Source organism: Paenibacillus sp. HGF5 (assembly GCF_000204455.1).
Lineage (GTDB): Bacteria > Bacillota > Bacilli > Paenibacillales > Paenibacillaceae > Paenibacillus_AQ > Paenibacillus_AQ lautus_A.
Window position 1 is genome coordinate 64,436 of record NZ_AEXS01000009.1, and the last position, 26,082, is coordinate 90,517.

At 49.8% G+C, this 26,082-nt stretch carries 26 protein-coding genes; 5 read left to right on the forward strand and 21 right to left on the reverse strand.

The features are described from left to right. Positions 1-108 precede the first annotated feature (108 nt). Complete coding sequence (locus HMPREF9412_RS01215) at positions 109-981, forward strand: AraC family transcriptional regulator (RefSeq protein WP_009589387.1); 873 nt, start codon at positions 109-111, stop codon at positions 979-981. 125 nt (positions 982-1,106) lie between these two features. Here the strand turns inward: HMPREF9412_RS01215 and HMPREF9412_RS01220 are convergent, their stop codons facing one another. The 8 genes from HMPREF9412_RS01220 to HMPREF9412_RS01255 form a co-directional block, all read right to left on the reverse strand. Beyond that, positions 1,107-1,538 (reverse strand): GNAT family N-acetyltransferase, encoded by a 432-nt coding sequence (locus HMPREF9412_RS01220; protein WP_009589425.1) that lies wholly within the window; start codon positions 1,536-1,538, stop codon positions 1,107-1,109. A gap of 146 nt (positions 1,539-1,684) precedes the next feature. Beyond that, complete coding sequence (locus HMPREF9412_RS01225) at positions 1,685-2,773, reverse strand: copper resistance D family protein (RefSeq protein WP_009589379.1); 1,089 nt, start codon at positions 2,771-2,773, stop codon at positions 1,685-1,687. Beyond that, a complete protein-coding gene (gene copC / locus HMPREF9412_RS01230; protein ID WP_009589429.1) occupies positions 2,773-3,408 on the reverse strand; it encodes a copper homeostasis periplasmic binding protein CopC in 636 nt (211 codons plus the stop codon). Before copC ends, HMPREF9412_RS01225 begins: the two co-directional genes overlap by 1 nt. Positions 3,409-3,581: 173 nt before the next feature. Then, positions 3,582-4,709 carry a glycoside hydrolase family 88 protein gene (locus tag HMPREF9412_RS01235; protein WP_009589431.1) on the reverse strand — a complete coding sequence of 376 codons (1,128 nt, stop codon included), beginning with the start codon at positions 4,707-4,709 and terminating at the stop codon, positions 3,582-3,584. 14 nt (positions 4,710-4,723) lie between these two features. Continuing rightward, the gene (locus tag HMPREF9412_RS01240; RefSeq protein ID WP_009589481.1) at positions 4,724-5,605 is read right to left on the reverse strand and encodes a carbohydrate ABC transporter permease; all 882 of its coding nucleotides are present in this window, start codon (positions 5,603-5,605) and stop codon (positions 4,724-4,726) included. 13 nt (positions 5,606-5,618) lie between these two features. Beyond that, positions 5,619-6,578 carry an ABC transporter permease gene (locus HMPREF9412_RS01245; protein ID WP_009589453.1) on the reverse strand — a complete coding sequence of 320 codons (960 nt, stop codon included), beginning with the start codon at positions 6,576-6,578 and terminating at the stop codon, positions 5,619-5,621. An 86-nt stretch (positions 6,579-6,664) separates the two neighbouring features. Next, entirely contained in the window at positions 6,665-8,296 is a 1,632-nt protein-coding gene (locus HMPREF9412_RS01250; RefSeq protein ID WP_009589395.1) for an extracellular solute-binding protein, read from the reverse strand. A gap of 138 nt (positions 8,297-8,434) precedes the next feature. Then, the gene (locus HMPREF9412_RS01255; protein WP_009589370.1) at positions 8,435-10,768 is read right to left on the reverse strand and encodes an AraC family transcriptional regulator; all 2,334 of its coding nucleotides are present in this window, start codon (positions 10,766-10,768) and stop codon (positions 8,435-8,437) included. 200 nt (positions 10,769-10,968) lie between these two features. Between HMPREF9412_RS01255 and HMPREF9412_RS01260 the strand changes: the two genes are divergently transcribed. Continuing rightward, positions 10,969-15,381: an Ig-like domain-containing protein gene (locus HMPREF9412_RS01260; protein ID WP_254663974.1), complete on the forward strand. Its 4,413-nt coding sequence runs from the start codon at positions 10,969-10,971 to the stop codon at positions 15,379-15,381. Positions 15,382-15,492: 111 nt separating this feature from the next. Here HMPREF9412_RS01260 and HMPREF9412_RS01265 read toward each other — a convergent pair whose 3' ends face one another. The 4 genes from HMPREF9412_RS01265 to HMPREF9412_RS01280 form a co-directional block, all read right to left on the reverse strand. Further along, positions 15,493-16,242 (reverse strand): SDR family NAD(P)-dependent oxidoreductase, encoded by a 750-nt coding sequence (locus HMPREF9412_RS01265; RefSeq protein ID WP_009589470.1) that lies wholly within the window; start codon positions 16,240-16,242, stop codon positions 15,493-15,495. Between the two features lie 65 nt (positions 16,243-16,307). After that, positions 16,308-16,724, reverse strand: a complete 417-nt coding sequence (locus HMPREF9412_RS01270) for a DUF2500 domain-containing protein (RefSeq protein ID WP_009589448.1) — start codon at positions 16,722-16,724, stop codon at positions 16,308-16,310. Positions 16,725-16,942: 218 nt separating this feature from the next. Next, positions 16,943-17,125: a hypothetical protein gene (locus HMPREF9412_RS01275; RefSeq protein WP_009589477.1), complete on the reverse strand. Its 183-nt coding sequence runs from the start codon at positions 17,123-17,125 to the stop codon at positions 16,943-16,945. Positions 17,126-17,332: 207 nt separating this feature from the next. Further along, a complete protein-coding gene (locus tag HMPREF9412_RS01280; RefSeq protein ID WP_009589407.1) occupies positions 17,333-18,631 on the reverse strand; it encodes a YCF48-related protein in 1,299 nt (432 codons plus the stop codon). 221 nt (positions 18,632-18,852) lie between these two features. Here HMPREF9412_RS01280 and tlp point away from each other — a divergent pair, with 221 nt between their 5' ends. Continuing rightward, the gene (gene tlp, locus HMPREF9412_RS01285; RefSeq protein WP_009589405.1) at positions 18,853-19,080 is read left to right on the forward strand and encodes a small acid-soluble spore protein Tlp; all 228 of its coding nucleotides are present in this window, start codon (positions 18,853-18,855) and stop codon (positions 19,078-19,080) included. Between the two features lie 59 nt (positions 19,081-19,139). Here tlp and HMPREF9412_RS01290 read toward each other — a convergent pair whose 3' ends face one another. From HMPREF9412_RS01290 to HMPREF9412_RS01310, 5 genes are read right to left on the reverse strand one after another with little or no spacing between them, the layout of a single operon-like run. Further along, positions 19,140-19,559, reverse strand: coding sequence for a spore germination protein GerPE (locus HMPREF9412_RS01290; protein ID WP_036670960.1), 420 nt, complete (start codon positions 19,557-19,559; stop codon positions 19,140-19,142). Then, positions 19,556-19,741, reverse strand: a complete 186-nt coding sequence (locus HMPREF9412_RS01295) for a hypothetical protein (RefSeq protein WP_036670963.1) — start codon at positions 19,739-19,741, stop codon at positions 19,556-19,558. Before HMPREF9412_RS01295 ends, HMPREF9412_RS01290 begins: the two co-directional genes overlap by 4 nt. Continuing rightward, positions 19,719-20,336 (reverse strand): spore germination protein GerPC, encoded by a 618-nt coding sequence (gerPC, locus tag HMPREF9412_RS01300; RefSeq protein WP_009589413.1) that lies wholly within the window; start codon positions 20,334-20,336, stop codon positions 19,719-19,721. The genes HMPREF9412_RS01295 and gerPC overlap by 23 nt, the downstream gene beginning before the upstream one ends. Positions 20,337-20,384: 48 nt before the next feature. Continuing rightward, positions 20,385-20,612: a spore germination protein GerPB gene (locus tag HMPREF9412_RS01305; protein ID WP_009589402.1), complete on the reverse strand. Its 228-nt coding sequence runs from the start codon at positions 20,610-20,612 to the stop codon at positions 20,385-20,387. Between the two features lie 18 nt (positions 20,613-20,630). Then, positions 20,631-20,852 carry a spore germination protein gene (locus HMPREF9412_RS01310; protein ID WP_009589476.1) on the reverse strand — a complete coding sequence of 74 codons (222 nt, stop codon included), beginning with the start codon at positions 20,850-20,852 and terminating at the stop codon, positions 20,631-20,633. A 120-nt stretch (positions 20,853-20,972) separates the two neighbouring features. Here HMPREF9412_RS01310 and HMPREF9412_RS01315 point away from each other — a divergent pair, with 120 nt between their 5' ends. Continuing rightward, positions 20,973-21,434 (forward strand): Hsp20/alpha crystallin family protein, encoded by a 462-nt coding sequence (locus HMPREF9412_RS01315; RefSeq protein WP_009589458.1) that lies wholly within the window; start codon positions 20,973-20,975, stop codon positions 21,432-21,434. Positions 21,435-21,778: 344 nt separating this feature from the next. Here HMPREF9412_RS01315 and HMPREF9412_RS01320 read toward each other — a convergent pair whose 3' ends face one another. Next, complete coding sequence (locus HMPREF9412_RS01320) at positions 21,779-22,414, reverse strand: NAD(P)-dependent oxidoreductase (protein ID WP_009589468.1); 636 nt, start codon at positions 22,412-22,414, stop codon at positions 21,779-21,781. 56 nt (positions 22,415-22,470) lie between these two features. Further along, positions 22,471-22,905, reverse strand: coding sequence for a MarR family winged helix-turn-helix transcriptional regulator (locus HMPREF9412_RS01325; RefSeq protein ID WP_009589444.1), 435 nt, complete (start codon positions 22,903-22,905; stop codon positions 22,471-22,473). A 286-nt stretch (positions 22,906-23,191) separates the two neighbouring features. Between HMPREF9412_RS01325 and HMPREF9412_RS01330 the strand changes: the two genes are divergently transcribed. Further along, complete coding sequence (locus HMPREF9412_RS01330; protein WP_009589461.1) at positions 23,192-24,130, forward strand: NAD(P)-dependent oxidoreductase; 939 nt, start codon at positions 23,192-23,194, stop codon at positions 24,128-24,130. 120 nt (positions 24,131-24,250) lie between these two features. Here HMPREF9412_RS01330 and HMPREF9412_RS01335 read toward each other — a convergent pair whose 3' ends face one another. Both HMPREF9412_RS01335 and HMPREF9412_RS01340 read right to left on the reverse strand, forming a co-directional pair. After that, positions 24,251-25,123: a carbohydrate ABC transporter permease gene (locus HMPREF9412_RS01335; RefSeq protein WP_009589480.1), complete on the reverse strand. Its 873-nt coding sequence runs from the start codon at positions 25,121-25,123 to the stop codon at positions 24,251-24,253. Positions 25,124-25,144: 21 nt separating this feature from the next. Continuing rightward, entirely contained in the window at positions 25,145-26,002 is an 858-nt protein-coding gene (locus tag HMPREF9412_RS01340; protein ID WP_009589479.1) for a carbohydrate ABC transporter permease, read from the reverse strand. Positions 26,003-26,082 lie beyond the last annotated feature (80 nt).

Sequence of the window (26,082 nt, forward strand, 5' to 3'; positions counted from 1 at the left end):
TTCAACTATTATTATAAGTGAACCTCCAAGCAGGATGATGGGGATAACGGACAATTTAATGCGGTAAAACGGACATCCATCCTCGATCAATGAAAAGGAGCAAACAGGATGAAACGACCGATGGAAACCTATTACGGAGATTATTTTTTTCGGGATGACACCCTGATGTATGTAAATCGTAACGCGGAGAATTTTACTGGTTCTTACCATAACCATGATTTTCTGGAAATTACGTATATTGCTGAAGGAGAAGGCTTCCATCACATGGAGAACTCGGTGCAGCGTGTTCGCAAAGGTCATATGTTCTATATACCGCTCGGAATGCCTCACGTATTTCGGCCTACCTCTTCGAACGGGAAGCCGCTCATCGTGAACAATTGCATATTCTCCGTTAAACTCCTTCCGAAACTGATTGCCTTTGCTTCCGATTCGAGGACAGCCTCCTTATTGAAACAGATGGAAGACGGCTCGCTTGGGTACCGCGCCATTACGGATCGGCATGACCGTTTCGAGAAGCTGTTCGTCTCCCTCTATGAACAATATGCCATGCAAATCAGCGGCTCAGCCGTCTATTTGCATACGCTGCTGTTACAGCTGATCATTGAGTTCAGCCGGGCCATCGAGCATTCGCAGCCTATGACCTCGGAGCCTTCGCATCCCTCTTTTCATGATGTCCTTCAATACGTGGAGGGACAATACATGCATGAGCTCACGCTGACGCGTCTTGCGCAGATCAGCGGCTTCAGCGAACGCCATCTTCAGCGATTGTTCCGCAGATATACAGGCCAGAGCTGGCATCATTATCTGCAGACCGTACGCATTCGAATGAGCCGCGAGCTGCTGAGAACCACGGCAGATAAAATCAGTATGATCGCCGAAAAGGTCGGTTACAAGGACATGCATTCCTTCAACTCGGTATTCAAGCGAAGCACGGGACTCACGCCGGGTCAATATCGCTCAGAAACGCAGCATCATGGATAAATGACCGGATTCTCCAGCAAAAAATAAAAGCATGATGTCCGAGCTACATAAGGATCATCATGCTTTTGAATATGCTTCATTATTAGCTGACCCTTATCTGATATCTTGGATGCTTTCACGTCTTGTTACTCCAGCTCTTTCTCCAGAAGCACTTCATCCTCCCGCTTATAACCTGATTTCTCATATGCTCCGATGGCTTGGTGATTATTATGACCCGTAAGCACCTTGACCGTTCTCACTCCGCGAGCGATCAATTGTTCCTCCAGAAAAACGAGCAGCATTCCTGCCAGCCCCTGCCTTCTGGCCCGCTCCTGAATGTACATTTCCGTTATCTCGCCGACAAGCTCCCGGTAACAAAAGGACTTAAAAAATTGCGCGCAGGCAAATCCTACAGGATCATCACCTAAATAAGCTATGGCCACGATCTCATCCGCTTGTTGCAAACTATGTTCAACTTCCCCTAGCGGCATCTCATCCCCATTAAACTCCTCGTTTAATCGAGCCAGTACGGATGCATCCGGAAGAGATGCTAAGCGTATAAATTTCACTTTTTCCATATCATAACTTCCCCCCAGTTCAAGAGTCGGTGCATGTTCGATCTTCAACCCAAGTATACCATCTTTATCCAGCCATCTATCATTGCTCCCATACCAAAAAAAGGCCCTGCTGACTAAACAGCAAGGACCTTTCACTTAAAAACAAATTAAACGGCGGTAACCGAGAACATCAGACCGCAATAAATCAGCACAACGGCGCCTATCCCGCTTAACAGCCCGACGGCTGCTGCCCGGTTCCTGCGAAATACGTTCACGACATTCCAGAGGAGACCAAGCCCAAGGCACAGGCAGAGTATCCCGATCCAGCTCCACGTAAAGGCCAATTCACCGATCGTAAACCCGGGATGGAACCAAACAAACGTTGCTGCAGGACCATATGACGCCAATGTATCCACGACCTCGTGCGGCGCCGGCTGCTGGTTCATGTAGCCGGTGACGATATAAATCAGCCAAATCAGGATTCCCTCGCTTCGTGCCCATGCCGCAGGTCGATAGCTTGTATCCCTGCGCAGCTTGCGCTTGACGAGATAACCGTTAACGAACGCGAACACCAGCAGCGGCAGAATGAGAATATGCTTGACCAGCAGGGCTTGACCGTAGGACAGCGTCCAGCTGTTTACGGGTTCTGGCGTCACGGCCGTCATCAGGAACAGACCCGATCCGATGACAAGGATGACGCAGGCGATGGCTACTGGATGGAACCATCGGAGAAACGCACTCCAGCGATCATGTTCCGTGCTGAACCATCCTGTAAGCAGCAGCGTTCCCGTCCATATGGCCATCGCCGTGAAATGGCCGAAGAAAGCAAGCTGTCCAGCGCCATCGAACAGGGATGCAGCGTGGTTGAACGAAGACATGGCGACGGCAATGCCCAACAGAACAGCGGGCATAAGCCAGCGTAAGGGAGAGCCGGGTTTCCGGCGGACGATCAGGGTCAGTACCCCCAATAGGATCGAAAGAACCAGTATCCAGGCATAACGCTCGCCCTCGCTGAATTTGAACATGATGCTGTTAAAGGACTGCCAGAATCCGATATCATCCTTGAAGAACATGATGATTTGCAGCAGCGGCACAAATCCGAATAGGATGATGGCTGCCCCCGCCGCTGGCCCGAGCCAGGCTGGTACCGAAATATCCGGCTTATAAGCCTTCGGTACCAGGGACAGCACCGTGATCCCGGCCAGAATGGCGTATGCTAAATATAAAAACGGCTCGCTTAACCAATAATAAGACATTACTTTCTCTTCCGGGATGCTTTAATGCCAAAGTATCCTGCGACAACGGCCACGATGACGATAATGACGATCCACACGGTCGACCCGTTTCCTTCGGATGTGTCATTAGCCGGCGTGTTCTCCGTCTGCTGATTCGTATCCGCCGTCTGATCTGCGTTGCCTGCGGCTGTATCATCCGCCGGTGCTGTTTCATCCGGTGTATTTCCTGTATCCACAGGCGTTTCTTCGGTGTCGGCAGGAGTCTCAGGAGCAGCTTCCGCTTCCGGTGCATCGACTTCGAAAGCATACGTTCCGTCAACGGGATGTCCATCTCCGCCAACGATCTTCCATTCCACCGTGTAAGAACCGGATGGAAGCGGTGCTGCCAGCGTTCCAGCCATGGTGTTCTGGTTAACCTTGACTTCCGATACTTCTACCGCTTCGCCTTGCGCATTCTTCACCTTGAGGGTGCTTAAATTTTCATCGATATTTTCATTGAATGACAGATTGACTTCCTTCACGCTTTCCGTGATCTTGGCGTCCGCGGCGGGCGTACTGGATTCCAGCTTGGAATGCGCCCACGTTGCTGTTGGGAACACCAGTACAAGCAGCAGACCCAAGGTCAGCAGAACCGAAGTTTTCACATGTTTCAACATGCCTATCTCCTCCAAACCATTTATCTTAAATTTGAATCTTCCCCATCATAACAAAGACGTTCCATCAATGCTAATGAGTATATTGTGAACAATGATCCTATCCTATTTTACACAAAAAAGGGAACGCCGCACAGATTGCGGCATCCCTGTTATAGTTCACGGATCCGGTTCTACTATACTCTCTCATACCAATAGCCAGGTATCCCTTTGGTCAGTCGCAGCAAGGCCTCGAGATAATAATAATCCCCCCAGATCATGTAATCGTCCGGCCCCATCCCGCCTCTGACGTAATAGGAACCATGCTTGATCAAGCCTTCCTCGGCAGCTTCACCGATGGTGGAATAACGGTTTACAAGGGAGATCATGGACTTCTCGACGGCGTCTGTCAATAGCCCTTTATTGCCATCTTCCTCTTCCAGGTGCTCCAAGATCTCCAGCATCCCGCATGCGGCGATGGCGGAAGCGGAGCTGTCGCGAGGTGTACCCGCTTCGATCGGAACGTCAAAATCCCAATAGGCGACATGGTCTTCCGGCAAATGCTCGATAAAATAGCGGGCGGCTCGCACGGCGGTATCCAAATATTTCGGATCACGGGTATAACGGTAGGAAAGCGCAAATCCGTAAACGGCCCATGCTTGCCCGCGCGTCCAGGTGGAGCCGTCGTGATATCCTTGGTGCGTCCCACCGCCGATGGGCTTCCCGTCCGAAGGCTGGAAGTAGAAGGTATGGTATGAAGAATCATCCCCTCGCATTAAATAACGGCGGCTCTTCTCCGCGTGCGCGACGGCCACGCGTTTGTAGCGTTCGTCGCCTGTTTGGTCATACGCCCAATACAGCAGCGGTATGTTCATCATGCAGTCGATGATAATACGGCCGCCGTTCTTCTCGTCGCCCTTCCGGCCCCAGGCTTGAATATACTGACCCTCTTCCCGCCAGCGCAGCATCAGATGGTCGGCTGCTTTTAGCGCCAGCTGTTTGCCCTCTTCATGTTCTTCCACGATCCACGCGGCCAATGCGGAGGGCAGGTATAGAAATCCGATATCATGATGATCCAGATGCCGCTTCTCTTCCAGCCGCGCCTTGTAATCCTCCAATTGAGCGATTGCCGTATCCTTAAACAACGGGTCCTTCGTATATTCATAACACAGCCAGATCATCCCGGTGTAGAATCCTTCAATCCAGTCATTGCTTTCTCCCCACTCGTATCGCTTCTCCGCCGTGATGTGAGGGAATTTCATCGGATATAAACCGATGTTCCTCTGGGTCTTTTCTACCGCATCCATGATGGCCTGTTCCCACATGGTTCACATACCTCCTATTCTTTGATGGCGCCGATCATGACGCCCTTCACGAAATATTTCTGCAAGAACGGATATAGAAACAAGATCGGCAGCGTCGCCACCATAATCGTCGCATACTTAATCGTTTCGCCAACCGGCATCCGATCTCCCCCTCCTACCGAGGTCATCATGCTGCTGGTATCGTTCTGGATCAGAATCTCGCGCAGGATCAGCTGCAGCGGAAACAAGTCCCGGTCCCTTAAATAGATGAGGGCATCAAACCATTTATTCCAATGCCACACCCCGTAAAAGAGCACCATGACCGCAATGACCGGCAGCGATAACGGGATGATGATCCGGAACAGAATGGTCCAGTCGGTGGCTCCGTCGATCCGCGCGGATTCCTCGAGCGCATCGGGTACCCCTTGAAATGCCGTTCGCATAATAATCAAGTTCCATGTCGTCATGGCGCTTGGAATAATCAGTGCCCAGTACGTATCAAGCAGACCCATATTTTTCACGAGCAGGTATTTCGGGATGAGCCCGCCGTCAAAAAACATCGTCATCACGATCAGCATCATGATGGCGCCTTTCCACATCACGTTTTTCCTGGATAAGCCATAGGCTCCGAGAGCCGTCATCAGAATGTTCAGCGTCGTGCCGACGACCACATAAAATATCGTGTTCAGGTAACTTCGGATGATATTCGGGTTCTCGAATACCATCCGATAGGAATCCAGCGAGAAACCCTTGGGCCACAGCAGGATGCCCCGGTGCTGAACGAATTCGGCCGGCGTGCTGATCGAAGCAAACAATACGTAGAGAAACGGGTATAACGTTATGATCGATAACAAACACAATAGAATGACATTCGCAGAATCAAACAGGATTTCACTGACCGATCTAGTAGTTCGCATGAGATCCCCCTCTCTACCACAGCTTCGTGTCGGTAAACCGCTTGCTGAGATAATTGGCTCCAATGAGCAGCGCAAAGTTAATCAAGGAATTGAACATGCCGACCGCGGCGCTGAAGCTGTAGCTTGCTTCCAGTATCCCTTTGCGGTAGACATAAGTCCCGATCACGTCTGCCGTCTCGTAGATGACCGGGTTGTACATGATCAGGATCTTCTCATCCTGCAGCGCCATAAAGGAACCGATCCGCAAGATAAGCAGAATGATCACGGTCGGCAGGATGCCCGGAAGCGTAATTTGAAGCATCTGCTTCCAGCGGCCGGCACCATCCACCTTCGCCGCCTCATACAGGGACGGATCGATATTGGAGATGGCTGCCAGATAAATGATGGAGCCCCAGCCAATCCCTTGCCAGATCGCGGATGAGGTATAGATGGTGCGGAACCATTCCGGCAGCCGCATGAACGAAATCGGCTTGCCGCCGAAGTAGGTGATGATATGGTTGATCAGGCCGTCCACCGCCAAAAAATCCACCAGCATCCCGACAACAACGACAACGGAAATGAAATGGGGAATATACGTAATGGATTGTACGGTCCGCTTAAAGATCCGATGTCGCACCTCGTTCAGCATCAAGGCCAGCACGATGGAGGCGGGAAATACGAAGATAAGATCGTACGCGCCAAGGATAATCGTATTGGAAACGACCCGTTCAAAGAAAAATCCGTTAAAAAAATCGCTGAAATGTTGAAAGCCGACCCATGGGCTATTCCAGATGCCGAGCCCTGCGGAGAAGTTCTTGAACGCAATCTGCAGGCCGTATAACGGTCCGTAATGAAACACGGCATAAAACGCCACAACCGGCAGCAGCATCAGGTAGATCGTGGAATTCCGGCGAAAGTCCTTCGCTGCTCTTGCGCTGAAGCTCTCGGATTTACTCTGTATCGTCATGCGTTTTGTTTCTTCCTTTAGCTGCACCGTATGCCCTCCTCTGTGAAAAATAACCCGCATGAAGAAGGCTAAGGATCGCCCCTGTTCTCCCTCTTCATGCGCTTTTACAAAACTTACCGGCTGTTGAATCGGTCCAGCGCAGACTGCTGAATCTGAAGCGCTTCTTCGATCCCCATTCCCTGTACCGTTTGGACAAATTGATCGAAGCCGCTGATCGGCTCCACGCCCATAATGAATTTGTTGATCATTTCTTCGTAATACGTATTAATATCGTTCATGATCGAGGCATAACGCGTGCTCTCTTCTGCCGTTGGCGAAATAATCGGCATCAAACGGTCGTTCTCCGCCTTCATCCATGTCTCAATGGCCGCTTTTTGCTGAGGAAGCGCAGAATACTGCTCGACGTAACGGCGATCCTGAACGAAAGGCCCCGAATAACTGGCCAGGTTGTATTTCGACAACGCTTGGGTGATTGACAGCCCATCCGGATTTTTCATCACTTCTTCGGTATAGGTCGGGTATCCGTCCTTCATCTCGTAGCTGACTCCCTCAACCCCGAAATTAAACAGCATATGCCCTTCTTCCCCATATTTGTAATCCAGCCATTTCACCGTTTCCGCCGGGAACTTGTTCGCTTTCGTCACAGCCGCCCCAAATCCGTTGAACGGCGAATCCTTCTGTCCAAGAAGGGGCGTGTCCCCTTTCTTCAGCACAACGTTCGGTGCGCCCGCCAGTTCGACGTCCGGATTGCTTTTTAGCATGAGCTCGGAATAGCGGCCGAGGCTGCTGCCCATGTATCCGGAGAAGGCACCCACTTGATTGTTGGTCACTTTGGCATCTTTGAGCGTCCCGTCCGTTGCCGCATAATCCTGATCGATCAGGCCTTCGGCATACCATTTGCTCATCGTCTCCAAATAAGATTTGAATTCCGGTTGGATAGGGCCATACTGGACCTTCCCGTCCACCTGATAAAATCCTGTCGTAATTCCCCACGCGCCGACAAACGCATGGTTGATACCCGTCATATCCATATCAAGCAGGAGTGGGATTTCATCCGCCTGGCCGTTCCCGTTGGGATCCTGGGTCTTGATTGCCTTCAATACTTCATACCACTCGTCAATTGTTTCCGGCACTTGCAGTTTGAGCTGATCCAGCCAGTCCTTGCGGATGATAAGGCCGTTAAAGGTCAGCAGATATTCGTCGCCGCGAATGAACGGGAAAACGTAAATGTTTCCATCATCCGTCGTAATCAGCTTTTTGTATTCCGGGTGTTCGTTCAGCAGTTTCGATAAATTCGGAGCATGCTCTTCAATCAGCTCATTCAGGCGAATGATCGAACCGTCCGATATCGCTTTATCCGGCCCTCCGGATACGTTGGCCCAGCCATACTCCACGACATCCGGCAAGTTGCCCGACGAGACCATAATGTTGAATGCGTCGGCCTCCTGCCCTGCCGGCGGATGCTGGAACTTAACCTTGGTCCCTGTCAATTTCTCCATTTCCTGATAGGCGGCAATGCCGTTCATATCCTGCATCGTTGCCGATGCGTTGGCATTCAGCGATACCCAATAAGTCAGCTGGCCGGGATACCCCGTTTCTCCGCCTGAGGCAACGCCCGTTCCTTCCTTGCCTTTGTCGCCGGCAGCCTCCTCGGCTCCCGAGCCTTTTCCGCTGCACCCGGCAATCATAGCCACAATCAGCATGAAGATGGCCAGCCTCGTCATACGTTTCCGGTTTGTTTTCAAATCACGACGCCTCCCTTTTTTCCTAAATGAATGATCATCCGAAATGTTCAGGCCGAGTTGATGCCGGCCCTGACTCAAATATTAATGCTGAAGCGCTTTCAACGTATATCGTACAGTTTCTGGATCCATATACAGCGATTAAGAATTGAGATGATCATTTCTTAAGGTGGATGATAGGGAATGCAGGGTTTCCTTGTATTTTCCTGGGGTGATCCCTTCGTATTTCTTGAATACCCGGATAAAGCCGACATCGCTGGTATAACCGACGGAACGGGCGATGTGCGAAATCGTATTTTTGGCATCCCGCATCATTTCCTTGGAGCGCTCGATCCGAATTTTGGCCAGGTAATCGGTCAGATTGGTCCCGCTGTTCTTCTTGAAGAAGGCCGACAGATAGGGCGGCGTGATATCGAACTGCTCGGCAATGGAAGCCAGGCTGATCATGGCATCGTCGTGATGCTCTGCAATGTAGCTTTTTATCTTATCCAGGAGCTGCGAGGAGGAATCGCCTCTCTGGTCTCTGACGTACAGGCAGACCTGGCCGAACATCCATTTCACTTCCCGGTACAGCTCCTCTACCGTGCTGCCTTCGGTAATGTCTTCGATCGATTTGCCTGCCTGACCGAATACGTCCTCGTATTTCAAATTTAAGGCATTGAGCAGCTTGAACATCGTGCTGAGCAGGTTCGCGAACATGAGTCGGCCGAGCTCGGGCGAGATGGATTGACCGCTGAAGTTGTTGTGGTACAGACTTTGAATGATATCCTGAGCCTTATCCGTATCCCCGCTTTTCATGGCGTTAATGAGCTGAATTTCCGTCTCAATGGGAAAATCATAATACACCCCCGTTTTCTGCTTCATTTCATCGTAGAATAAAATCGGTTTATAGGCCGTAAAAATGGAATATTCCAGCGCCTTCAAGCTTTCGGTATATCCGCTGGCCAAAGATCCAAGATCCGAACGGATATCGCTGATCGCGATCGTGATCTCGGATTTGAAGCGCTGTTCAATCACCAGCTTCACTTGTTCCGCCCAATCGTACAGCTCGCCCGCCTTGTCCTGCAGAGGTTCCGGCATATTCAGAATTATGGCAACCTGGTTCTTCTCCAGATCCACGGAATACGCGGTAAAGGGATGAATTTCTTCGGCCACCTTCCCGGTGACAAAGCGGATCAGGGCCCATTCGCTTTCCCGTTCGTTATGAATGAACCCGCTGGCATCCCTCAGCTCGATCAGGGCAACGGCAAAGCCGGGAAACGGAAACGATATCCCCATGAATTCCAGGGCATGCTCCGACATATCGGCCGCATCCACGTTTCCCTTCAATAAACGCTGCAAAAAGTTGGACCGGATCACCGGCGTTTGCCTCGACAATTGCTCCTTCATCTCCGTCTGCTTGCCAAAGGAATCGGCCATCGTGGATTTGATGAAATCATATTCGTTGCGTACCTTTCCTTCCTTGACCGGATGGGATTGGCGGATAAAGCGGATAATGTCGCGCAAGGGATAATACGCCCGGTACGTCATGTACGCGCAAGCGGCAACTCCGGCGGCCAGGCAGATAACCAGAACGCCGGCGGCCATTCGTTTGACCATATTCACCTTTTCCATAAACACTTTTTCCGGCACGACCGACACGTACTCCCACCCGCTGCGCGCGGATCTGGACGATACCGTCATGACGGCCTGCTTATCCTCAGCTTTACTCATATTGGATACTCCGGTTTCACCGGCACGAAGGATCACTTGACCGCTGGCATCCTTAATGGATATCGTTCCGTTGTTGGTTTTCACGATCTCCTCGAGCAAGCCTGTAATCTGCCTTTCGTCGATCAGCATGACAAGGGCGCCTTTGGGGTTGTTTTTCTCGCCAAATGGAAGCGTTTGCATATATGTGAGCATTCGTTTCTGGTTTAGGCCTTTGCCGACCTCCGTTACGGGCAGATACCGGTTGAAATGAACGCCGCGCAGTATATCCGCTTGGTATTGTTGAAAGGTTAAGCTTTCATATCCGTAGATATCGGAGAACAAGACGCTGGACGTCGTTTTTAAGGTTGGGCTGAGAACCGTATCGCTCTCATCAAGATATACATAAAAATCGGTGATAAAACTGCTGCTGTTTCGGTACCGCTGCATTTCCTGCATGAAGGTGTAGTAATTGTAGTGCTCCGCTCCGTTTTGAGGGGATCCTGCCTTTAACAGCGCATCCAGTCTCGGATGTGAAGTAATGTTTCGGGAAATCAAATGCATTTCATCCAATCGGCTGTCCACGACCTGCTTGGCCTGTTCGATGAGTGCCATGTTGGAGTTGTTGGCATTCTCGATCATAATTCGCTCGATTTGGGTATACAGACCCCAGAACACGATGACTGGGATCAGCAGTACCACAAGATAGGACATGAGCAACGTAACGAACACGGATACGCGATTGGAACGCTCATTTCTTGCAGTGGTTGTCGTCAATTTCCCCATACCCTCATTCCTTCCATTCTTTAGATGTGTTCTTTCCGCACTTACATTAATTACATCATACTGTTTTTATTTAACATGAACAGGTTTTCTTCAAAAATGTTAATGCATCACGAAATTGTATCATACTCGAACGCTGCGGCTTCCTCTACGATGGAAGTGTTCCGGTTTCATGACCGGAAATCGATATCAGTCGGGAGGGAATGGATGTGAAACGAATGGCTCTGATTGTACTCATGCTGATTACGGGGCTTCATGGCTTTTTGCCGCCCCCATTGGCATGGGCAGAGGGCGAACGAGATCAGGTACAGGAGGGTTTGCTTGTGAACAGCGGTTTTGAGGCAACGGAGGCGGGGTCCAGTTGGTCAGGCGGAATCAAGCCGGCAAATTGGGGACAGTGGCTTCCAACAGGCTCGCCCATATTGGGAGTAGATTCGGGAATATTCAAGTCCGGGAAACAATCGGTCAGCATCGAAGGTCCCGCAGGAACGGCCAGCCGGGCAGCCATAACCCAGTCCATCCCGGTAGAGGTCGGGAAAACGTATCGGATCAGCGGCTGGGTCAAAACGGAGTCCGTCAGCAATGCCGCACTCATTCGATATCAAATGAAGCGAACCGGCACCAGCAATGTGCTGGTTCATGTCGGAACGCTCAAGGGCACCCAAGACTGGACCTATATGGAGAAGCTATTCACCGTTCCGGAAAATGCAGCCTCACCGCCCCTATTGACCGTTGAGCTGTTTCTGGAAACCGGAACGGGCAAAGCTTGGTTTGACGATGTGTTGGTTGAGGAGCCGCTTCAATCCATCGCGATCGAACCGGATGTGGCCTATCTGAATACGGGCGAGACCATAACACCTTCCGTCCGTTATGAGCCAGGCTCGTCACCTCCCCCTCAGCTGCAGTGGTCTGCGTCCAATCCGGAAGTCGTGGAAGTGACGGATCAAGGTGACGTAACCGGCCTTTCCACAGGACTTGCAACCGTAACGGCAGCGACTTATGACGGTGCTCATACCTCCTCAATAGCGGTTAGCGTCAATGCGCCGGACACCTTGCTGGTGGACGATTACGAAGGCGAAACGGCTCAAGGCCAAGCTTTGCTCGGGCAACTGTCCGCGCTCGACAGCAGCGGTGCCGACCTTACGTATCTCCTCATCTCCAAGCCTGCGCACGGCATGATTACCGTAAAGGAGAACGGCAGCTTTACCTACTATCCCGACAGCAGCTTTAGCGGAGCGGATCGCTTCCAGTTTGCTGCCCTGCAGGCTGATACGGGCGGCGCCAAATTCGGCCAGGGCACGATCCACGTTACCCCTGTGAATGCTGCTCCCCTGCTGGATTTGGAATGGGGCTATACGACGATGAACACCTCCCTTTCCGGCCAATTCAAGAAAGCGGAGGATCCGGATGGAGATCCGATCGCATGGAAGCTTGAAGCACCGCCGGCACAGGGCACGGTTCAAGTGGATGCCGAGGGTACTTATCGATATGCTCCCAATGAAGACTATCTGGGGTACGACCGTTTTCGCGTATCGGCTGAAGATGGACGTGGCGGACGTACGGAAAGCGATATGCTGGTCTTTGTCGGGCCGACGGCAGATCGAATTTCGGAATCGCTACATGCCTCATACGCCCGTTCCCATCCCCGTCTTCTCGCATCCACGGACGATTTGAACCGCTCCAAGCAATTGCTGGCAAGCGGAGATCGTTATATGACGGAGTGGATGGAACTCTTGAGAAATCAAGCAGACCCCGTCCTTGCGACTACGCCGCTAACCTACCAACCTAATGGGGGCAATGCCTACATGCTGCGCGACCGCTTGATTCCGACCGCGCTCATGTATCGCTTGACCGGCGAATCCCGTTATGCCGAACGTGCGTGGCAGGAACTGGAGTCGATGACGCACTACCCCGATTGGGGCGGCAGAACCAACAATATCCTTGCCTTGTCCGAATTGTCTTTTGCCGTTGCGTTGGCCTACGATTGGATATACGACGATTTGAATGAAGCTCAGCGAGCCCAATTGAATGCGGCGATTCGGGATCATGCGCTTGCTGTCGCGCTCGATTGGTACCGGGGTGAATTCCGCCATAACGGGGAGCACAATAACATTAACCTGGTAGACAACGGAGGCCTTGGCCTGCTTGCGTTAACCGTTGCGGATGAGCCTGAGACCGAGGATCAGGCTCTGGAAGTCATCCAGAGCACGTTTCAGAAGCTGCAATATGCGCTCCGTCACTATACCGAGGACGGTTCTTGGCCGGAAGGTCCTGCTTATTGGCATTATGGAGGCCAATACTTGGCCATGTATATTCAAGGCTTGAATAAAAGCCTGGGTACCGATTTTGGGCTATCCCTGCTGCCGGGATACGAGGCATCGGGCGCATATCCGTATCATTTGCTAGGCGAAGGCGGCGTGTTCAATTTTTATGATGGCGGCGTCAGCTACAACATGTATGAATCCTTATGGTTCGCCTCATTCTTCGATAAACCTGAATACGCCTGGTTTATTGGCGATCTGTATGAGCGCAAGGGCTACTTCCACCCTCTGTATCTGGTGTTTTACGAGCCTGGCATGTTTGAAACGGCTCCGACGGAGCTGGATCGTTTCTTCACCGGCATTGAATCGGCCTCCATGCGGAGCGCATGGGATGATCCCTATGCCTTGTTTGCTTCCATGAAAGGCGTTAACGAAACGATGCGAAGCCATAACGATCTGGATGGCGGTACCTTCGTTTTTGACGCGTTGGGCGTAAGGTGGGCATCCGATCTGGGGAACGAATCCTACAGCTTGCCCGGCTTCTGGGATTACAATTATAATCGCTGGACGTATTACCGCAAAAAAACCGAGGGACATAATACCATCGTCATCAATCCCGTCCAGAATCCGATTGTTCAGCAAGAGCCTTACGGCACAGCCGTTACGATAAAAAAGGAATCGAAGCCAAGAGGAGCCTATACGATTCTGGATATGACCGACCTGTACCGGAAAGACGCAGGCGAGATGTTAAGAGGAATGAAACTCTCCGCCGATAGACGCGAACTGGTCGTCCAGGATGAGATGAAACTGAAGCTTCCTTCAGAGCTGTATTGGTTCATGCACACCGGAGCGGACGTGGAGATTGTTGCGAATGGACGCGCCGCCATTCTTTCACAACTGGATAAGCGGCTGTATGTTGAGCTGGTCGAAGGACCGGCCGGTGCCCGGTTCTCCGTCATGGATGCAGCGCCGCTGGCGACCTCCCCGAATCCGGATGGCCAATCCAGCAACGAAGGCATGCGCAAGCTGACCATACACCTGGAGCACGTCCAGAATGTCCGGTTGTCCGTTCGCATGGTTCCTTTATACGCAAACGATCCGATACCTCCAGCGGAGACGGGGTATACTCCTCTGCTGGAATGGACCATACCTGACGGCGATCTGCCCGAACCGGCAGCCCGACCTATGGTTAACCGTTTATTAATGGACGGAATGCCGCTCCATGGGTTTCGTCCAGAATTCACGTATTATAAAGTCGGACTTCCGTTTGATGCTCCCTCTCCGCCTGTGGTGACGGCCGAAGCGGAGCATGCCGTGTCCATTGATCAGGCAGAAACGATCCCGGGTACGGCAACCATCGTCATTCAGAACGACGCTCAACCGAATCTGAGCAATAGATATACCATCAAATTCACCCGGAATCCCGCCATAGGCGAACCGCCGAACCATCTAAAATATCAGGTGGAGCAGGTTACCGCGAGCGCCGTTCCCGAATCGGCGAACATTCCGGAACATACCGTCGACGGCAACCTCAGCACTCGCTGGTCCGCGCCGGGCACGGAATACGTACAGCTTGACCTGGGTGAGCTGAAGCCAGTGGGCGCTGTTTCGCTGGCCATATATTTAGGGGATACCCGTAAAAACCGGTTTGATGTTCTTGCCTCCGTCGATGGCGAGGAATGGTCGACCATCTACGAGAATGGGCTGACTTCCGGTACGACTGTACAGCCTGAAACTTTTCTTGTGGAGCAAACGACAGCCCGGTACATTCGGATACTGGGCAAAGGAAATAATGCCAACCCGTGGAATAGCTTCACCGAAGTCGGCGTGTACCCGCTAGCCCCGATCGTAATGCGCGTGGAAGCTTCGGATGAGCTCAAACTGGGCGAATCGGGGCAAATCGAAGCCTGGTACGGCTTTCCGGGCGGGATGCGTGAACAGGCGGAAGAGCTGACGTACACATCCGATGCTCCGGATATCATTCAAGTGAGTTCAACCGGACGGATGAAGGCGATATCTCCGGGAAGCGCTGCGATCTCGGTTAAGGACCAACGTTACGGATTCGTTGAAACGCTCCATGTCACGGCCGTATTCGATGGAAATCAGCCTTTTCTCCGGCTGCTGGGCAAGGATCTAATGACTTCCAAGACAACGCAGCAGCTTCGGGCTGAACTTCTTCACCCCGATGGCCGCAAGGAATCCCTCGCCAAACTCAGCTATCGCAGCAGCAACCCCCATATCATCTCCGTTAACGCACAGGGAGTTGCCCGCGCGAATCAAAGAGGAAATGCCGTTGTCAGCGTAACCGACCGGACGAGCGGCAAGTCGGATTCCATTGCTATAACCGTCCGTTAAGTCCAAGCGGCTATATTGAGATATTCGCCACTGTTTTGCGAATACGGGTTATAACCAGGAAAGGATCGTCCCCGGGGGGACGATCCTTTTTTATTTTATCTATGCAACAAGTTAAGGTTCATATATCATTTTGCGGGTCATGCCGCCGTCCACCACCAGATGGGACCCTGTTACAAAGTCATTCTCCGGATCGGTAAAATAAAAGCAGGCTTTGGCGATATCGGCCGGAATCCCGACCCGACCCGCAGGGTGCTGCTTATGGTCCTCGGATCGAAGCACTTCATAATCCCCGGTTTCAATCCAGCCCGGACTTATGCAATTTACCCGAATTCCATCGGGCCCCAGACTAACGGCCATGGCATGGCTCAACGCAACGATGGCTCCCTTGGAAGCCGCATAAGCTTCCGAATTCGGCTCGGACATGATGGAACGCGTGGAGGATATATTGACGACAGCCCCGCCATTCCCACTCTTTTTCATATATGCGGCAGCCTCGCGGGTAGCCAAAAAACAGCTTCTGGCGTTCGTGTTGATTACGTCGTCCCATTCTTCAACCGTAAGCTCATATGGTGATTTCCATCGGGAGACCCCAGCGTTGTTTATTAAGATATCGATGGTGCCCCCATATTGGTCCGCTTGGTCCATCAGGCGTTTAATCTCTTCTTCCTTCCTCACATCGCAGGGGATGAAGACGGCATGAAATCCTTGATCCTTCAAGGTGTTTGCCGTCAGATTGCCCTGCTCTTCATGAACATCGCTTACTATCACTCGAGCTCCGCTAGCCGCATAAGCCTCAGCCAATCCCCGGCCTATCCCGTTCGCAGCGCCCGTTATCACGACCGTTTTATCCTGAAATTTCATAGGCAGCTCCTCCTTCTCCTACATTATATACCACAGGAGAAGGCGTCATAAAATGAACCAGCCTCTTATTTAGGCTGTTCATAACCCCGGACCACGTGAAGATGCGCTCTGGGGTGCCTGACGAATCCGTAGTACCGGGTTCCCTGAAAACGAAGCAGTCCCTCGTCCCCTTCCGCGCACATGCCGAATTCCTCGCCGTTTACGGCAAATTCCATGCGATCTCCGCTCTCCACTTCGAATGTCAAATAATAGGTGGTACGAGTACGGCTCGACATCGTATCATCCGTCTGCTGTGTATGTTTCACTTCCGTTCGCTTGCTCACAATTTTGGAATCGACCGCTAGCAAAGGCTGTCGGTTATTCTGACTCCATTGCAGGATTCCCTTACCGGCCGACAGCAAAATGATCCCGATGACGACGATGAAAAACACGGGCATAACGCTGCCGAAAAAATCGAACATCCAATCTGACCCCGATCCCATACGGCTCCCCCCTCCACCTTGTCTTGAAATATGTATATGCTTTATGTCGGACAATTTAACTCCTACATCATGGAAAGTTTGATTGAAATTTTAAAGAACTTGTCCCTTTCTGGGAGCGTCAAAAAAAGCTGATGCCGGCACTTTGCCAGTTATCAGCTTCTTCATGGAACCTTATAACGCCCTGATCCATTCATGGTCTTCATGTTGTTCATACCCGCTTAATCGTAAGCCAATCTCATCCATTTCATCGTTTCTTCTTGTCCCGTCATTTCATGGTCCTGCGGTGTCATGTCCTGCTCATTCCAGCAAGCCAGGCATTGCTCCTCCGTCTGACATAAACATGCATCATCGCAATGGTAGCACAAGCGAAGGAAATTTATCGTCATTTGATCGGTATGCATGAGGATCGTCCCCTTCCAAACATTTTGACGTACCTGATTACATCTTTATAGTAGCATACAGGTTGAATATTGTTTGTGATTTATTTCACAATTCTTTGTGTTTATAAAGGCTTTATCGGAACCGTTGGTTTTAGCCGATAAAGCCTTCGTCATCGAGAGCGTTTTCGATTGGCGAATCAGATCCTGCTTGTATGCTATTAGCCGGTATTACAACCCCTGCCAGGTTACGCCGCCGTCACTGCTTTTCATCAGGCGCGATCGGTTTTTGTCCGTCGTTTCAATCAGCATCCAGCCGACATCCGACGATGTGAATTGCAATTTGACCACATTTGGATATTTTGCAAGATTATCGGACAGCAGCTTGCTTCTAGGGAATGGCGTCCAGGTCTTGCCCATGTCGCTCGTATGATAGACGATGCCGTTCACCATTCTCCATCCGTCATGCAGACGACGGAAGACAGGCTGGATGGTTCCCTTCCCGCTATTTCCCGTCATGGGGAACGACACCAAATTCCATGACTTCCCCGTATCGGCCGTAAAGTAACCCAAATAGTTCGCCTGATCTTCCTTCACGCAGGTAACCGGTATATACATCTCGCTTCCGCTACCGCCTTTGCCCAGATACTTGGGCGTCCCGGCAAAAACGGAACCGCACGCATCCAGCAGCTTGCTTTTGAATACTTGGCCGGAAGACTTCCACTTCTGTCCTCCGTCACGTGTTATATACAACTTGGAAGATTGCATTTCACGGATGGTCGCAAACCCGACAAGCGAATCCGTGAACGTTAATCCGATGACGGATCCGGTTCGCGGAATGACGCTTCCCGGAATTCGGGATGTTGGATACTCCGTATTCTGCATAATCTCATCCCATAATCCGCCATTATTGCTGGTGTGAAACAGCGACTTCTCTTCCGATCCCCGGGAGAGATCGCCTTTTGCCATAATCCATCCCTGCTGGGATGAAACGAAGGACATTGCCGTGACGACTCCCGTCTCCGGAAGCGAAGAGAGCTTCCAGCTGGCGCCACCGTCGGTCGTATTGAGCAGGATCGTTTCGGCCGATCTCTGTTTGTTTCGTATAATCCAACCATGATTTTTATCCGTGAACACGATGTCTTTCCCATACTCCAGCTTGTCAACGAATTGGACATTGGATGATGGAGAGATATCAACCCAAGTCTCACCGTAATCTTGGGTTTGATAGAGACGCAGTTCTGTGTTCGTGATCCCCCAAGCAATCCCCGTTGACTCACTGAGCAGATGGAAATCCGTCAACCGTGTATGTATCTGATATTTGCTTTTTTCCTCAGGTGCTTTCATGGCCGTATCCGGCGTTACTAGTGTGATAGTCTGACCTTCTTCTTCATCTTCAATCGATTCAGGAGGGTCTTCTACAGTAGAAGTTTGCTGTTGTTGTTTTATCGGTTCTGAGGTACAGGCTGCTAACGTGAATACAATCATCATCAGCATACCGAGCCAGAATATAAAACGTCTAGATATCAAGAATTCTTCCTCCTCTTATTCGATGTCATGCCGGCAAGTCTGCTTTTTCGACATTATAACATATTACATCCTACGGAAATGTAAAGAACCGGCTTGCAAAATTTACAATACTGTAGCTTTTTTGATAGCGTCATTCTCAGATGCATAAGGATGTTTCTATTATGGAAGACTTTTGAGGTGTGCGAATGAGCAAGTCATTACATACAAGGAGGTGAACTTTCATGGCTAAACCTGATAATCGCGAAGACAATGTCGAACATTTGCAGCAGGCCGTCCAAAACACGATCGAGAACTTCCGTGAGGCGGAAGATTATCTTCAGGAGTTCGGGGATGAGATTCCCGCAAGCGAGAAAGAACAGATTCAAGACCGCAATGCTCGTCGCGAAAAGAGTATTTCCGGCTTCCGGGAAGAGATTAAAGACGAGGCTGCCCACCAGCAAGGAGAATAATCTGCAGACCGCAAAAAAACAGGAGGAGCTTATGAAGCTCCTCCTGTTTCTTTGCCACGCTATAGTGGGCTCTTTCTGACAATGACGCCTTTATAATCCTTTAATTCTTGGGGCGCATCCGTAATAAAGTGCCTGATCGCCTTCACCCTTGATTCCAATTCCATCGTATCGTTCGAACCTACCTGCACAACCGATGCAGACGCTGTCGCTATCACGTCCAGGCAACCCACATGAATCGTTTTATGGTCATGTATAACGTCTAAGTCTACTTCTGACGGAAGCTGCCATGCAGGTATGGATCTCGAAAAAATCGGATAGTCCTCATAATTGCCTTCGTCCTCAAAAAAAACCGGAACTTGACGTTGAATCGCCAATGCTCGGGTATAGGCATCGATATGTCCCGATTCGCCGCAAATGCATGCCGAACTATTAGAGATATTGATGATATATACGTTATCAACGAGTACATGGCGCTTCATGGTGCGGTACCCGGCGATAACGGAACGAGCGGGGTGATCTGCAGGGATTCGGAAGGAGTGTCGTAGATGGAACTGCTATTAATAACCCGGGTATCTCCGATCAACAGCACGGATGAGCTGGAGATCGCCGTAATACGGATCGAACCAACCCGGAGCTCTTTATTGATGACCGTCATTTTCATTCGTATTCCTCTTTCCTTGTTGCAAATGATGAAGATGATGCTCGACTGCCGTATCGATTTCTTTTTTCATTTGATTTGCGATCGTTTGTTCAACATCACCCGGATTCATTGCGGTGCTGTTCGTTTGGTATTGCTGTAAGTAAACGTTGATACGATCTCCGAGTTGTTTTCGGATATCTTCTATCATCACCGAAGCATATTGATCTCCAAGTTCGTGATTGGACTGAGGAATCATTTGCTCGAGCCGCGCCGGCACCGCATGCTCCAAGTGGCTTGATACCTGCTGATGTATGTTTGAGTATAGATCTCTTCCGGCAGCTCCCGCCTGGAATTGTTCTGCCGACTGGCCATTGACGGTGATATCCCCCAGAGACTTCCCATCTGAGGGTGTCAGTCCAATGTTTAAGGTTCCTTCCAATTTTTCGATTTTCAATAAATCAAAATTATATTCGACGTGATCCGTCGACTTTTGGTTGCCCTGCTGTAATTGATTTATTTCATTACGCATTTCCTTTAGCATTTGTTCCATTCTGTTAAGCTGCTCCGCCTGGGATTGAAGGCAATGGAACAATTGCTGGATATGGTATTGATACATAGCATCTCCCCCCCGCTCCCTAATGATTGTATGCGTATGATATGAGCCTCATTCTGGCCGATATAGATCTTCAATCGGCGCAGGTAACGGAACCAGGGGGGCCATATTATTCGAAGGCTCGAACTCCGGAGCAGGGCCCGTAAAACCGCCGGTGTTATATATATTGGATAATGCGCGAATCTCACCTGCGGTTCCTATCTGAAGCACCGAGGAATTGGTCACCGCGTCAACCCGAAGCTGCTGTATATTAATGCATTGATGTACCGTTAGATTCACTGGGGCTCACAACCTTAATTAAGCATTAGGCGAATCAATAAGGTCCGGATCGAATGTATTCGTACTGTTGGCTTGGTTATTTGTTATATTCGTACCAATACTGTCACCGGTGGTGAACGAGTTGGCGCCGGAATAAGCTTTTGTCGTGCTGTTTAAATCGATGACTCCTGTATTTCCAACCAATACCGTAGAACTGGGGCCCACGTTTACGATTTTCATATTGCCGATAATTGAAACCACAATTCCACCTCTTTGTTCATAATCGTCCGCTTGATTTATTCTATGTGGTCGGATGCCCAGATGTCACTATAACATTCTTTCGCCCATACACTGGAAGCAAAGAACGTAGGAGGGATTATCGTGAGCTCAAGATCTAAAAAGCCGGACTGGTTGACACAGGACTCTTTCTTTAACAACAATTCCTTTCCATTTAAGGATCTGAATCATCTCAATGAGGATTATCAGCTGGATCCGACGATCATTGAGGATTATGTAAAGGATACGATACGAAAAGCGACTGCCGGAAATGAAATTCTTCCCGACCCGCACTCGCTTCGCTATGAAACGTTAGATACTCATAACTTTCTGATCGTGAAATGTTATGTGCCTAAACGCATCCATCCGGAAAATTTATGGATTCAGCTAAACCGGACGCAGATCAAAATCAACGGCTTGCCAAAAGAACAACACCAAACCATATCTTTACCCGTCCCCATTCTGCCTGCGCAATCCGTTGCGACCTATAGACAGCCTACGCTTCAAATTAAGATGCCGAAAATGTCTCCCGGCCGCCTGCGTGATATCAATATTCGTTTCTTGTGAGATCAAACGGGTAACGACAAGGACAGCCAACAGAAGCACCGTTCATCACAACCTGCATGCAATATCCTTTGTTTGCAGGTTGTTTTGACCCATCTTATCTAGTACTTATAGATGCCTAAATTTGCGATATCGTAATGGGGTTTTTCCTTGTTTAAACCTTTATCATAGCCGCTTTGTAAGTGGTCGGGTTGTGTTTAAGGGGATGTAGCTAGATATACCTTGAGGTGTTTACTATTGTGAATTTTTCATATGTTGAAATAACATAATCAAAAAGGAATAAGCTGATTTCAGTTACGAAACCAGCTTATTCCAGGATCTATATGAAGGCCGCATGCCCGGGCCTGTTAAGCCTCGGATACGACCGTATAGCGCTCGTTGAGATGTTTAGGCTGCTCAAGCTCATCGAGCACCGCAATGACGTAATCGGCATAGCTGACATAGCTTTTACCGCTAGCATTGCCAATGACGTGATCTTTGCCCTCCTGATAACTGCCTGTCCGCCGACCTTCCGGATTAAAGAACGCTGCCGGGCTCAGATACGTCCATTTTACATCCGAAGTTTGTTCCAGGTCCTTCAAATTCTCGCCGGCATGGAATGCCGTCGGATAATATTCTTTCGGAAAATCGGGGGTTTCTAAAAGTCGAAGCGTCTTGGCTTCGTCCACAAACAAGCTGCCCGCTCCTCCGACAACAAACAGTCTGGTATCCGTGCCTTTTAGTGCTTGTATCAGCACCCGGCCTACTTCCACATATTGAGTCTCCTGCCCAGGAGCCGCGCCAAATGCATTCACGACAACGTCGAACCGCTGAAGGTCGGCACCTGTCAGATCCAGCACGTTCTTCTCCAAAATGTTTATGCTGGAATCGGAGATTCTGGATGCATCACGCACGATCGCCGTTACTTCATGGCCGCGTGCTTGTGCCTCCTTGAGAATCAGACTTCCCGCTTTCCCTGTCGCACCGATAATACCAATCTGCATTTCGAATCTCTCCTTTATCAATTGTATGTGCAAATGAGTGGTAAAAAAGACAGAGGCTACATTCCCCTTTTCAGCAATTCGCTGGATTCATGGAGAAGTTTCGCTAACTGTTCGCTATGCTCCTTCCCCAAGAGGGTGACATACTCTCCGTATAACTTTTCAAAATATTGGTTCAGCTCCTGGTATAACGCCATCCCCTCATCCGTCAAGAAAATATGCGTTTCTTTCCATTCGGATTTGCGCTTTACCAGAAGTTTCTCCTCCAGCTTATCAATGAATCGGGTGCTTGTGGATGGAGCAATCGACAATTTATCGCTAAGCTCTTTCTGCGTAATTCCGGGATATTGATGGATCACCACCAGCACATAGGAGTACGTTGGGGATAAGCCGGCTTTTGCAAATGCATCCTCCGCCATCTTAGTCATGGAACGTGCAAACCGATTTGACGTAAAAAACAGGCACGAGCTTAAAATGGAATCATCGATGTTCATATCCAGCCACCTCTCATTTGTATATACAAATTAACATTTAACTATGTTATTGTCAACAACTTTATTTTAGTTAGTTTAAATACTTTTTCCTCTTTCGTTTGTATATAAGTTCGGTTTCAGCCGTTAGCATGCTCCACTGATGGTAGAACGAGTTACTACTACTTTTGTGAATTTTTCATATGTTGAAATATTATTCTTTCCTCTATGTTTATAAACAAACCGTTGACCTTGACATTAATGTCAAGGTCTACACTGTATTCGAAGCTAATCCTTAAGGAGGTATACAATGAAACCGTCGAAACAACTTCAAGATCAAATGCTTGAAACTGAAACTCGTCAAACGCCGGCAAACGGCAGCCAAACCGCCGTAACGGTGCTGGGGCTCGGACCCATGGGGCAGGCACTGGCCGGTGCATTTATCAGGAGCGGCCATTCCACAACGGTGTGGAACCGGACATCGGCAAAGGCTGACTCGCTGGTAAAGCAAGGTGCCGTGCTGGCTCCGTCCGTTAAGGATGCGGTGCTTGCCAGTCAGCTTATTATCATCTGCGTACTCAACTATGATGCAGTGAACGCCGTTCTGTCTTCTGAGACAAGTGCTTTGAAAGGAAAAACGCTTATAAACCTGACAGCCGACGTACCTGAACGTGCGCGGGAAATGGCGGAATGGGCTTTCCACAACGGAATTGACTACATCGATGGTGCCATTATGACGCCGATACCTACGATTGGGGAGCCTTCGGCCGTCATTTTGTACAGCGGGCCCGAAGACGTCTATCGCAGCCGTCAGAGTATACTCGCCAGCCTGGGCGGAACCGCTTCGTTCCTGGGCGAGGATCCGGGTCGTGCAGCGGCATATGATGTGGCGCTGTTAGATGTGTTCTGGACAGCCATGAGCGGTTATGTACACGCGCTGGCCATTGCACGGGCGGAGAACATCGCTGCGGAAGACATCGCCCCTTATGCGCACAATATCATTCGCATTATGCCGGATATCATGACCTATATGGCGCATGATGCGGATCGGGGCGTTTACCCTGGGGACAGTTCCAACCTGATCTCGAATGTAACGAGCATGGAGCACATTATCCACGCTGCCGAACATCATGGAATTGATAGCAGCGTCTTAATCGCAGCAAAAGCAATTGCCCAAAAAGCAATCCATGCCGGCCATGGAGAAGACGGCTTCTCCCGCTTGATCGAGTATAATCTCACCTCGCCATAATTTACCGATCACGCTCTCTGAAGTTTAATACTCGTATGAAACCTAACAACGAATAGGCAAGTCAAACAGGCGACTTCATGTCCCCTCTTGACTTGCCTATTCGTTGAGTTCGCCGTTTCCTTAACCTTTGACGGCTCCCTCGGTCAGACCTTTCTGGATATATTTCGAGATAAACAGATATACAATCAGAACCGGAATAACCGTCAATGATACTGCCGTCGCCATCAATCCAAAGTCCGTTCCGTATTGCGAGCTGATCTCATTGAGCAAGGCAACGATTGGACGGACATTCTCTTTGTTCACAAAAATCAATGCCGAGAACAAATCGTTATACGACCACATAAATACGAAGATGCTTGCCGACGCGAATACGGGCTGAGAGATCGGAACGAAGATCTTCACAAACATCTGCCACCGGTTGCAGCCGTCCATGAATGCCGCTTCTTCAAGCTCTTTCGGAATGGTTGCCATGTAACCGGCAATAACCAAGGTCGCAAACGTCAGATTGCCTGCCGTTTGCGGAAAAATCAAACCCCAGTATGTATTGACCAGACTGGTTTTGATAAGCAGCTCATAGACCGGAACCACGGTTGCAAACGCAGGAATCAGCAGCGTCGCATACAAAATGGAATAAATGGTTCGCTTTCCTCGAAAGTTGAACCTGGACAACACGTAAGCAGCTAATCCTCCAAGCAATAATACCAAGAATACGGTGCTGAAGGACATCACCAAACTATTGATATAACTTCTTCCGATATTAATGCGGTCAAATGCGTTCTGATAGTTAACAAACACCGGTTCCCAGGCGATGCCAAAGGAATTATTCATCACATCGCGGGATACTTTGAACGAGTTGTTCACGATCCAGAATAACGGATAGATGGTTGTTAAGGACCACGCTGTCAAAATCACGTACATCAACGTGGTGCCTAGACTAAACCGACGCTTCCTAACGCGCTGAGTTTTGTGTTCAACGACGATGGTTGGCTCCATAACAGTACACCCCTATAATGCTTAGTATGTAATCTCGTCTCTTTTCAACAAACGGTTGGCTATCAACGCAAGCAGCACGCCAAAGACCACCATGTATATCGCAACCGCCGATCCGTAACCAAAGTTCTGGTCCACCATGGCCTTTTTGTACATGTACGTCCCCAGCACCTCGGTTCCGTTCTGGCCGCTTGTGATGACCCAGATGAACTCGAACACCTTCAACGTACCCGTAATGGCAAGGGTAATGACGACCTTGATGTCACTCATGATAAGCGGAATTGTAAGCATCGTTGTTTTTTTGAGGCCCGTGATTCCTTCCAATTTTGCAGCTTCATAATAATCCGAAGGTATTTTGGACATGGCGGTCAAGAACAGAACGAAATAAAAGCCCACATAATGCCATACCGTTGGGATCGATACCGCTTTAAGCGCATTTTTCGCATCCAGCCACAATACCTTCTCGATGTTGAAATTCGCCAGCAAGTTGTTCAGCAATCCGAAGTTGTAGTTGTAGAAGAGCACAAACAACAAAGAAATAGCCGTACCGGATATAACCACCGGGAAGAAGAATACGGTTCGATAGAACCCTTTCAGCTTGGATATGTTATCTACCAGGACGGCCAGCACTAGCGCAATTCCCACCTGGAACACGATAACATAGAGCATAATTTCCAGCGTGTGCAGCGTTGCAGCGCCAAGCAGCTTATCCGTAACGAGTCTCTCATAATTAGCCCAGCCCACAAACTTTTTGTCGAAAAAGCCGCTTGTGCGATAAAAGCTGAGATACAAACTCTTAAAGAACGGATAATATAGAAAGATTGTCATGATGGCTGCTGCGGGTAATAAAAACAGCACAATGTACTTGCGATCACCCTTCATATTAATCACCCTTGATGTTTATTTTTCTTCATCGTCCATGCCGAAATGACTACGCCGCCCGAATGAAAGCAGAGGGGCGG